We start from the raw sequence: 4,946 nt of genomic DNA, 5'->3' as shown, positions 1-4,946 counted from the left end.
TTCGTCGACGGTCTCTTGCAGTACGAGGGCGAGACGGTCGATCTCGTCTACAACAGGCTGGTCGATTTCTCGCTGACTGCCGCGGGGCATGAAGCCTTGCGTGAGGCCTATATCGCCGGGGCCGTCGTGCTGACGCCGGGCCCCCGCAACCACGCGCTCTTCGCCGACAAACGGAACCTGACCCTGCTGTCGGATCCGGTCGCCGCCAGCGCCTTCGAGTTGACGCCCGATCAGCGGCGGAGCCTTTCGGCCATCCCGCGCACGGTGATGGTGACGGCCGGGAACACCGATGAGCTGTGGTCGGCGCGTAAGCGCTACTTCTTCAAGCCGGCGGGCGGCCATGGCGGCAAGGCGGTCTACCGCGGCGACAAGATGACTCGCGGCGTCTGGGAGGAGGTTCAGCAGGGCGGCTACATAGCCCAGGAACTGGCCGCTCCGAGCGAACGCCGGATCCGGATCGACGGGGAGATCAAGGCGCTCAAGCTCGACGTGCGGCTCTATACCTACAAGGGATCGCCGCTCCTGACCGCTGCGCGGGTATATCAAGGCCAGACCACGAATTTCAGGACGCCTGGCGGCGGCTTCGCGCCCGTCTTCGTTACCTGACCTGCCTTGGCGCGAACCGGCCTGATCGCAGGCTGGCGTCCAGGGTCTGCGCGAGGAGCTTGCGCGCGCGGTAGACCCGGGTCTCGACGCTCTTGGCGCTGATCCCGAGGATATCGCCGGCCTCCTGCTGCGGCCGGCCTTCGATCGCGGTCAGGATCAGCGGCGCCCGCAGAGCCAAGGGCAGGCGGGCTATGGCGCGGTCCAATTCCGCGAGCTGTTCCTGCTCGATTATCGCCTCGTCGGCTGAGATGGTCGCGTCCGGGCGGATCTGCGCCTCGCTGTCCTCGAAGGACTTGGATCCAAAGATCAATCGCCGCACGGCGATCCGACGACCACGATCGCGAGCCTTGTTGATGGCGATGGTCCGCAGCCACGCTCCAAAGGGACGCTCCGGGTCATAGCGCTCCAAAGCGCTCCACGCCGCGATGAACGCCTCGTGCGCCGCCTCATAGGCCTCGTCAGCGTCTCCCAGGTAGCGACGGAGAAGCCGGTACAAGGGCTCCTTGTGGCGGCCGACCAAGATCGCATAGGCGCGCTCATCTCCCGTTGCGGCCGCTGTCGCCAGCGCCGCATCGGATCGATCTGCGGCGTCACTCACGACGGGTCTTCGGTGAGCGCCTTTACGACTGTGTCGTCAAAACGTGCGGTCTGTTCGGAGTTGAGAACCTGACGCATCGCCAGCACGTGCAGGATGCTCTGCTTCTGCAGCTCGCTCATCGCCTGGTGAGATCGGTCGATCGCCCGCTGCACGGCCGGCGTATAGGCGTGGGTCGCCTGAATGGCCTGAGCAAGATCAGCGTTCGCGGCCCGCATTTCGGCTTCGAGCGCATGGCGGCGGACGGCATAGTCGCGTTCCAGGCCGCCGATCCGCCGGTCTTGCTCTGTCGTCAGGTCGAGGCTCTTGTGCATCGTCTGGTGAATCGATGCCGGGCGATGCATCTGGCCGACAACATAGCGCGCGCCGCCCCAGGCGCCCGCTGCCGCAGCGACCACAGAGAGCACGATCGTCAGCAGCAGGCCGCGGGTAGCCGCCATCATTCCCCCTCGAGCAGGGTGGAGGGGGCGAGATGCGCCACCGTCGAGAATGGGCTGACCTGAGGCGGTTGCGAGAGTGTGCTCGCCGCGGCCATGCCGCCTGTCGTCACGCCGATCGCCAGCGCCACGCCGATGGAAGCCACCCGGATGGGAGTCAGGGCCCGTGCAGCTTGAATGTCTTCACGACGCCTCGCAACGCCCTGGAGGACGACATGCTCGAAGCCGTCCAGTGACCGCTCCGGTCTGCCGTCCGCTAACCGCGACATGAGATGGTCCAGGTCGTCCCGCATCACAGTGTCCTTTACCGCAGCCTACTGGCTATACGAAGGACACCCGCCCGATCCCGCAAGCCGGAACGAGACGCGGAGGTAACCGAGCCCCTTTAACCGCCGGCTCGCGAAGCTCAGCGCGTCCTCTCAAGCAGGGCGATCAACTCCGACGCTTTCTGGCGCTGCTGCTCAGTGTCGCCGCTGACAATGGCGCTCTCGATGCAATGGTCGAGGTGGGCTTTCAGCATCTCGCTTTCCACCTTCGCCAGCGCCGCCCGCACGGCCTGGATCTGGGTCAGCACGTCGATGCAGTAGCGGTCATCTTCGACCATGCGTGAGATGCCGCGCACCTGACCCTCGATCCGGTTAAGCCGGTTCAGCAGCCTGGGTTTGTTGTCCTGGATCAATGTCAGTCCTCCGTGCATTCCACATATACCCCCGGTGGGCACGGGTTGAAATACCCTATAGGGGTATATAAATGACCCTCAACGCCGGGACAGGCGTCCAGCAAAGAGGCTTGCGATGAGTTCCGATCATCAACACCACGCCCATCCCCAATCCGCTGAACCGGGCTCGAAGGTGATCGATCCTGTGTGCGGGATGACGGTCGACCCCTTGACGACGCCCCATCACGCCGAGCATGGCGGGCACGACTTCCACTTCTGCTCCGCCGGATGCCGCACCAAGTTCCAGGCCGATCCGGTCGGTTACCTTGAGCCATCGGCCGCCGCGCAGCCGCCGGCGAACCCCGGCGCGATCTACACCTGTCCGATGCATCCCGAGATCCGCCAAGTTGGTCCAGGATCCTGCCCGATCTGCGGCATGGCCCTGGAGCCGGAGACGGTGATGGCCGACAGCGGTCCAAATCCGGAACTCGCTGATATGAGCCGGCGCTTCTGGATCGGCTTGGTGCTGGCCGTGCCAGTGTTCGTCCTGGAGATGGGCGGACACCTGCCGGGCCTGATGGGATTGGTCAGCTCGCACACGTCCCACTGGATTCAATTCGCGCTGGCCACGCCGGTGGTGCTTTGGGCCGGCTGGCCCTTCTTCCAGCGTGGCTGGACGTCGCTCGTCACGCGTCATCTCAACATGTTCACGCTGATCGCCATGGGGGTCGGTGTCGCCTGGGTCTACAGCGTGGCCGCGGTGCTGGCGCCCGGGCTGTTCCCGCCGGCCTTCCGGGACATGTCCGGCGCCGTGCCGGTCTATTTCGAGGCTGCCGCGGTCATCACCGTGCTGGTGTTGCTGGGCCAGGTGCTGGAACTGCGCGCCCGCGAGCAGACCTCCGGCGCGATCAAGGCCCTGCTCAACCTGGCGCCGAAGACCGCGCGCCGTATCCGCGACGACGGAACCGACGAGGAGGTCACCCTCGATCTCATCCAGGTCGGCGACCGCCTTCGCGTGCGACCCGGCGAGAAGATCCCCGTGGACGGCGCCCTGACCGAAGGGCGGGCGTCGATCGACGAGTCCCTGGTCACCGGGGAGTCCATGCCGGTGACCAAGGAGGCCGAAGGCAAGGTTATCGCCGGCTCCCTGAACAAGACCGGCTCATTCATCATGCGGGCCGAGAAGGTGGGCGCCGACACGCTGTTGTCGCGCATCGTCCAGATGGTCGCGGAGGCGCAGCGCAGCCGCGCGCCGATCCAGCGTCTGGCCGATACCGTGGCGGGCTGGTTCGTGCCCGCCGTCATCGCCGTCGCTTTGCTCGCAGGTTTGATCTGGGCGGTGGTCGGTCCTGAGCCCCGCTTCGCCTATGCTCTAGTGGCTGCGGTGTCGGTGTTGATCATCGCCTGCCCCTGCGCGCTCGGCTTGGCGACGCCCATGTCGATCATGGTCGGTGTCGGCCGGGGCGCCCGCGAGGGTGTGCTGATCAAGAACGCAGAGGCCCTCGAGCTCTTCGAGAAGGTGGACACCCTGGTGATCGACAAGACCGGCACCCTCACTGAGGGGCGACCGGCCGTCACCGCCATCAAGACGGCCGCGGGCATCGAGGAAGGCGAACTCCTCCGGCTCGCGGCCAGCCTCGAGCGCGGCAGCGAGCATCCGCTCGCCGACGCCGTGCTGCGCGCGGCGAAGGACCGTGGTCTCCCGCTTTCGGAGGCAACCGACTTCGACTCTCCAGTCGGCCGGGGCGTGATCGGCATTGTGGACGGCAAGAAGGTCGTGCTCGGCGGCGCGCCGCTGATGGCCGAGCAGGGCATCGATCTGGGCCTGTTGCTGGCTGAGGCCGAGGCGCTGCGGCAGGACGGAACGACGGCCGTCTTCGCCGCGATCGACGGACGGCTGGCCGGCGTCCTCGGGATCGCCGACCCGATCAAGCCGACCACGCCAGACGCGGTGCGGGCGCTGCTTGCCGATGGTGTCCGGCTGGTGATGATGACCGGCGACAACCGCACGACGGCTCTCGCCGTCGCCAGGAAGCTGGGCATCGAGGAGGTCGAGGCTGAGGTGCTGCCTCAGGACAAGGCCAAGGTGGTGCAGAAGCTGCGGGCCGAAGGCCGGGTCGTGGCCATGGCCGGTGATGGGGTTAATGACGCGCCAGCGCTAGCCGCCGCCGACGTCGGCGTCGCTATGGGCGCTGGGTCCGACGTGGCGATCGAGAGTGCGGGGGTGACCCTGCTGAAGGGTGATCTGCAGGGCCTGGTCCGCGCAAGGCGCCTGTCCCGCATTGTGATGCGCAACATCCGCCAGAACCTTGTGTTCGCCTTCATCTACAACGTGGCCGGAGTCCCAGTCGCGGCGGGTGTGCTCTATCCGGTGTTCGGCTGGCTGCTGTCGCCCCAGATCGCCGCTGCGGCTATGGCGTTGTCATCGGTGAGCGTCATCACAAACGCCTTGCGGCTCCGGGCCGTCAGGCTCTGAACGCGGTTTGCGCCCCCTCGGCGGCGACATTCGAATTTCGGCGCGTGGCATGAGGGCCAAGGTCGGCCTTGCGCGTATTCCTCGCGGTGCGCCAGCTCATCCCGCTGGCGCCTGTTTTCATGGGACCTTGGACCATCATGAAGGATTTTGATCGCCGACAGCTCTTGCGCGGCG

Annotated in this window: 5 protein-coding genes and 1 pseudogene; 2 read left to right on the top strand and 4 right to left on the bottom strand. The window is 66.4% G+C overall.

Features of this window, described 5'->3' with window-relative positions:
• A pseudogene (locus AAC997_RS18400) lies at positions 1–606 on the top strand (hypothetical protein); the annotation flags it as partial.
• Here the strand turns inward: AAC997_RS18400 and AAC997_RS18395 are convergent.
• The 4 genes from AAC997_RS18395 to AAC997_RS18380 all read right to left on the bottom strand — a co-directional run bounded on the left by AAC997_RS18395 (position 599) and on the right by AAC997_RS18380 (position 2,317).
• On the bottom strand, positions 599–1,204 hold the full coding sequence (locus AAC997_RS18395; protein ID WP_340647159.1) for a sigma-70 family RNA polymerase sigma factor: 606 nt from the start codon (positions 1,202–1,204) through the stop codon (positions 599–601). The pseudogene AAC997_RS18400 and the gene AAC997_RS18395 sit on opposite strands and share 8 nt — an antisense overlap.
• Complete coding sequence (locus AAC997_RS18390) at positions 1,201–1,644, bottom strand: periplasmic heavy metal sensor (RefSeq protein ID WP_340647158.1); 444 nt, start codon at positions 1,642–1,644, stop codon at positions 1,201–1,203. Before AAC997_RS18390 ends, AAC997_RS18395 begins: the two co-directional genes overlap by 4 nt.
• Positions 1,641–1,931, bottom strand: coding sequence for a hypothetical protein (locus AAC997_RS18385; protein ID WP_340647157.1), 291 nt, complete (start codon positions 1,929–1,931; stop codon positions 1,641–1,643). The genes AAC997_RS18390 and AAC997_RS18385 overlap by 4 nt, the downstream gene beginning before the upstream one ends.
• Positions 1,932–2,044: 113 nt before the next feature.
• On the bottom strand, positions 2,045–2,317 hold the full coding sequence (locus tag AAC997_RS18380) for a metal-sensitive transcriptional regulator (RefSeq protein WP_340647156.1): 273 nt from the start codon (positions 2,315–2,317) through the stop codon (positions 2,045–2,047).
• 115 nt (positions 2,318–2,432) lie between these two features.
• Between AAC997_RS18380 and AAC997_RS18375 the strand changes: the two genes are divergently transcribed.
• The gene (locus AAC997_RS18375; RefSeq protein ID WP_340647155.1) at positions 2,433–4,772 is read left to right on the top strand and encodes a heavy metal translocating P-type ATPase; all 2,340 of its coding nucleotides are present in this window, start codon (positions 2,433–2,435) and stop codon (positions 4,770–4,772) included.
• Positions 4,773–4,946 lie beyond the last annotated feature (174 nt).

The sequence above is a fragment of the Phenylobacterium sp. genome (assembly GCF_037968635.1).
Taxonomy (GTDB): Bacteria; Pseudomonadota; Alphaproteobacteria; order Caulobacterales; family Caulobacteraceae; genus Phenylobacterium.
This window is presented reverse-complemented; position numbering and strand designations above follow the sequence as displayed.